Source organism: Corallococcus sp. AB049A (genome assembly GCF_003668885.1).
GTDB classification, from domain to species: Bacteria; Myxococcota; Myxococcia; order Myxococcales; family Myxococcaceae; genus Corallococcus; species Corallococcus interemptor.
The window spans coordinates 1-4,692 of sequence record NZ_RAWL01000557.1 but is presented as its reverse complement, the minus strand read 5'-3'; the positions used below and the strand labels follow the sequence as shown (position 1 = coordinate 4,692).

Sequence of the window (4,692 nt, the reverse complement as noted above, 5' to 3'; positions counted from 1 at the left end):
GTCCTGGTCCGTGCCGGAAGCCAGGGCTAGCTTGCCCGCGCTTCCCCCCACAACCCCGAGGTCCCCCGATGACGTTGAAGACCCGACTGCTGGTCGTCTCCACGGCTGGCCTGTTCGCCGCCGCGCCCGCCGTGGCCAGGCCGCTGGATGGCGCGAGCACCGACGTGATGATCCAGGGCTTCCACTGGAACTCCGCCAGCGCGGGCGGGTGGTGGAACACCGTGAAGAACAACGCGGCCACGCTGCAGGCCGCGGGCTTCACGATGATCTGGCTGCCGCCCCCCTCCGACGCGGCGTCCACGCAGGGCTACCTGCCCCGGCAGCTCAGCGTGCTCAACTCCAGCTACGGCACCGAAGCGGAGCTCACCCAGGCGCTGGCTGCCCTCAACGCGAAGGGCGTGAAGCCCATCGCGGACATCGTGGTGAACCACCGCGTGGGCACCGCCAACTGGGCGGACTTCACCAACCCCACCTGGAACACCTGCAGCGCGGTGGTCGCGGGGGATGAGTGGACCGGCGCCTGCGGCAGTCCCGACAGCGGCGAAGGCTACGCCGCGGCGCGCGACCTGGACCACTCGCAGGCGAACGTGCGCGCGGACCTGAAGGCGTGGATGAACGGCCTGAAGGAGAAGGGCTTCGCGGGCTGGCGGTTCGACTTCGTGAAGGGCTTCGCGGGCAGCTACGTGAAGGAGTACGTCACCGCGACGGCCCCGTGGTTCTGCGTGGGTGAGTTCTGGCCCACGAACTCCTTCGACGCGAACAACCCCAACAACTGGAAGCAGCAGATCACCAACTGGGTGGACGCCACGACGGGCACCTGCGCCGCGTTCGACTTCGGCACCAAGGGCCTGCTCAACGACGCGCTCACCAACAACAACTACGCGCGCCTGAAGGCGTCCGACGGCAAGCCCGCGGGCGGCATCGGCTGGTGGCCTGGCCGCCACGTCACCTTCGTGGACAACCACGACACCGGCCCCAGCGAGACGTGCGGCAACGGGCAGAACCACTGGCCCGTGCCCTGCGCCAAGGTGATGACGGGCTACGCCTACGTGCTCACCCACCCGGGCATCCCCACCGTCTACTGGGCGCACTACTTCAACTGGGGCCTGGGCAGCTCCATCAAGACGCTGATGGACATCCGCAAGAACGCGGGCCTCACGTCCGAGTCCACCGTCAGCATCCAGCGCGCGGAAGCGGGCCTGTACGCGGCCATCATCGGCGGCAAGGTGGCGGTGCGGCTGGGCAACAACACCACCTGGACCCCCGGCACCGGCTGGACGCAGGCCGCCTCCGGCACGGACTACACCGTGTGGACCTCCAATGGCACCACGACGCCCACCACCGCCAACGTGGAGTTCGTGTGCAACAACGGCACGACCGTGATGGGCCAGAACGTCTACGTGGCGGGCAGCGTCGCGGCGCTCGACAACTGGAGCCCCACCACCACCAAGATTCTCAGCCCCACCGCGTACCCCACCTGGCGCGGCACCTACGCGCTGCCCCCGAACACCGCCGTGCAGTGGAAGTGCCTCAAGCGCGACGGCGCCGGCAACGTCGTCTGGCAGGGCGGTAGCAACAACACCGTCACCACCCCGGCGGCCGGCGGCAGCATCACCGCCACCGCCAGCTTCTAAGACGCACCCCGAAGGCCAATCGGAACCCGAAAGGCTTCCTTGACGGGGTTTGTTTTCCCATCACACAGTGGTGTCATTGATAGGACTTCCAAGTGGAGGACACCTGTGCGCGTCTATGAAGAGATGGGGAGGCTCATCCAGGAACGATGGGTCAAGGACAATCATGATGAGGAAGCCTTTCCCGAGCTTGCGGCGCGTGTCCTGCAGGAGATGGCTCCGTACAAGGGCTTCGACCCCATGGAGCCCATCGAATGGTTGTTCAGCACCCGGGCCTTCCCCCGACAGCTGACCGCGCGGTCTGACTTCGGGCAGCCGCCCATCACGGTGTTCTCCGACCACCGGATCGTCATTGATCTCTATTATTGGCTGGATGGCACCACCGAAATCCACCAGCACGGGTTCAGTGGGGCCTTTCAGGTCGTCAAGGGTGGAAGCATCCATGGGCAGTACCGCTGGAATGAGCGGCACAGGGTCAACGGCCGTATGGCCTTTGGCGATCTCTCGCTGGAGTCCCTCAACGAGCTGAAGGAGGGGGACGTCCAACAGATCCTCCCGGGGAATCGTTACATCCATTCCCTCTTCCATCTGGAGCGTCCCTCCGTGACGTGCGTCGTGAGGACCCTGCACACCCCCAACGCGGGGGTGCAGTACTCCTACAAGAAGCCCTTTCTGGCCATCGACTCGACCTATGAGGATGTCCAGACCAACAGGATCCTCCAGTCCCTGACGTTCCTGGGAGACAGCCCCCGTGCGGTTCGCAAGCGCCTGCTGTCGGAGCTGATCGAGCGGTCGGACATCCATACCTGCTATCTGCTCTTCAAACGCTTGCTGGAGATCTACAAGGAGGAGTCGGCGCTCGAGGAGTTCTGGGAGGTGGCCATCCGCAGGCATGGCTCGCTCGCCGAGCAGCTCCTCCCGGTGTTCCAGGAGCGGATCCGCCAATCGATGCTCGTCAGCAGGCGCGCGCAGGTCAAGACGGAGGAGCACCGGTACTTCCTCGCGCTGCTGCTCAATATCGATGATGCCGAGTCGCTCCTGGGACTGGTGCGCCAGCGGTACCCGCACGAGGACCCGAGGGAGAGGGTGATGCGCTGGGTCGAGGAGCTGTCCAAGCCCACGGAGGGGGCGGGTTCGGGCGATACGCTCGGGATTCCCCTCGATGAGACGGCGCTCCTCATCTTCCGGGAGCTGCTGCACGGGCGCTCCGAGGCGGGCGTCATGGGCCGGCTGAAGGAGGTCTATGGGGCGGACGAGACGGAGCGGGAGGCCGCCGGCATCGCCGAGATGGTCTCCGCGCTGCGCTCTTCCCCCGTGTTCCGGCCGCTGTTCGCGCGTTGAGCGGCCCGCGCCTGCCTCAGGGGGCGGACATCATCCGGATGCCATGCTCGCGCACCAGCGTGGCCCGCGCGGTCTCGGAGACAGCCGTCTCGCGCAGATCGAGCTCACGAAGGAGGGGAAGCCGGTGGAGCGCGGGCATGCCGGCGTCCGTGACCTTCGTGCGCAGCAGGTACAACGTGAGCAGGGAGCCCGGGAGGTGGGCGAGCGCCTCGTCCCCGATGCGGGTGCCGGCGAGGCTCAACCAGGAGAGCTTGTCGAAGCCCGCGAGCAACCGCACCCCGTCGTCGGTCATCCAGGTGCCTCCCAGGTCGAGCTTGACGAGGTGGGGGAGCTTCTGGAGCGGTACCAGCCCCGAGCCGCTGATGGGAGTCCCCGAGACCTGGAGTGACTCGAGCTCCCGCAGCTCGGAGAGCTGGCCAAGCCCCAGGTCCGTGAGGAGCGTGCGGATGGCGCGGAGCGACTGGAGCTGGGAAAAGGTCCGAAGGGTGGCCACCCACCCGTCGTCGAAGCCGGTCCGGCTCAAGTCCAGGTGCCGCAGGACCATGCGCGAGCCGAGCCGCTTCAAGGCCTCGGGGCCGATGCGGGTGGCGCTGAGGTCGAGCCGGGAGAGCCGCCCCAGGGGCTCCAGCGATGCGAGCGACGCGTCCTCCAGCGCGAGGCCCGACAGTCCGAGGCTCTCGAGCGCCTGGTGGCCGGCCAGCGCTGGGAGGCCGCTCCCGGTGACGGCGGTGCGCGACAGCTCCAGGTCCCGCAGCTGGTGGAGTCCCTGAAGGTGTCGCAGCGCCGCGTTCCCGAGCAGGGTGTCGTCGAGATGGAGGACCTCCAGCCGGGTGAGCCCGGCAAGGTGACGAACCCCCGTGCCACGGATGCGTGTCTTGCTGAGCACCAGCACCCGGAGCGCCGGCAACCGCGCCAGGTGGATGAGCCCCGCGTCCGTCACCCCGGTGCTTCCCAGGTGGAGCGCCTCCAGCATGCGCAGCTCTCCGAGGTGTGCCAGGCCCGCGTCCGAGACGGCCGTCCGCGCCAGGCCCAGCAGGCGCAGGGCAGGCATCCTCCTCAGGGCGGCGAGGCCGGCATTCGTGACGTGGGTGCCGCTCATCACGAGTGTGCGCAGGCGGTCCCCAGGCAGGGACGCAAGGACCGTGTCATCGACCGTGGTGTCCGAGAGATCCAGCCACTCCAGCTCCGTCTGTGCCGCGAGCAGGCCGAGCCCTTTCGGACTCACGGACGTGCCGCTGAGCGAGAGCCGGCGCAGCGTCGTCAGCGAAGCGAGGAGCGCCATCCCCTGGTCCGACACCGCGGTGGCATCCAGCCGCAGGACGGTCAGGTGTGGCATCCCCTGGAGCGCGGCGAGCCCCGCATCGGTGACCCGTGTGCCGTCGAGGTGCAGGGCCTTCAACCGCACCGCGTCCTTCAAGGCGGTGAGGTGCTCATCGCCGAGCGCGGTATCGGAGAGATGGAGCGATACGACGGAGGTGCCCTCGACGAGGAGCGCGAGGAGGGCTGGGGCGGGGAGGCCCTTCTCCCCAAAGGAGAGACCGGGGACCCGGTATTCGCGCAGCACGGCGGCCAGTGCCTGGGCCTGGTCCGCGGTCCTCACGGGCTCCAGGGGTTCGGCGTACCAGTCTCCATCCGGAGTCAGCTGGGGCGCGGCCTCCCCCGCCGGCAGCAGCCCCCACGGGGAGGACGTCCCGTCCGGCTGGAGCCGGTACACCTGGAA

The 4,692-nt window shown here is 68.2% G+C and carries 3 protein-coding genes; 2 read left to right on the top strand and 1 reads right to left on the bottom strand.

Features of this window, described 5'->3' with window-relative positions; translation table 11 throughout:
- Positions 1-68 precede the first annotated feature (68 nt).
- Both D7X55_RS36005 and D7X55_RS36000 read left to right on the top strand, forming a co-directional pair.
- Complete coding sequence (locus tag D7X55_RS36005) at positions 69-1,634, top strand: glucan 1,4-alpha-maltotetraohydrolase domain-containing protein (RefSeq protein WP_121725400.1); 1,566 nt, start codon at positions 69-71, stop codon at positions 1,632-1,634.
- A gap of 210 nt (positions 1,635-1,844) precedes the next feature.
- On the top strand, positions 1,845-2,972 hold the full coding sequence (locus tag D7X55_RS36000; protein WP_147470350.1) for a hypothetical protein: 1,128 nt from the start codon (positions 1,845-1,847) through the stop codon (positions 2,970-2,972).
- Between the two features lie 16 nt (positions 2,973-2,988).
- Here D7X55_RS36000 and D7X55_RS35995 read toward each other — a convergent pair.
- On the bottom strand, positions 2,989-4,692 hold a 1,704-nt coding region (locus tag D7X55_RS35995; RefSeq protein ID WP_121725398.1), incomplete at its 5' end, for a leucine-rich repeat domain-containing protein.

What these genes read in the sequence shown, in the direction of transcription:
- D7X55_RS36005 (WP_121725400.1), top strand. Translation starts at nt 69, where the DNA reads ATGACGTTGAAGACCCGACTGCTGGTCGTCTCCACGGCTGGCCTGTTC.
- D7X55_RS36000 (WP_147470350.1), top strand. Translation starts at nt 1,845, where the DNA reads ATGGCTCCGTACAAGGGCTTCGACCCCATGGAGCCCATCGAATGGTTG.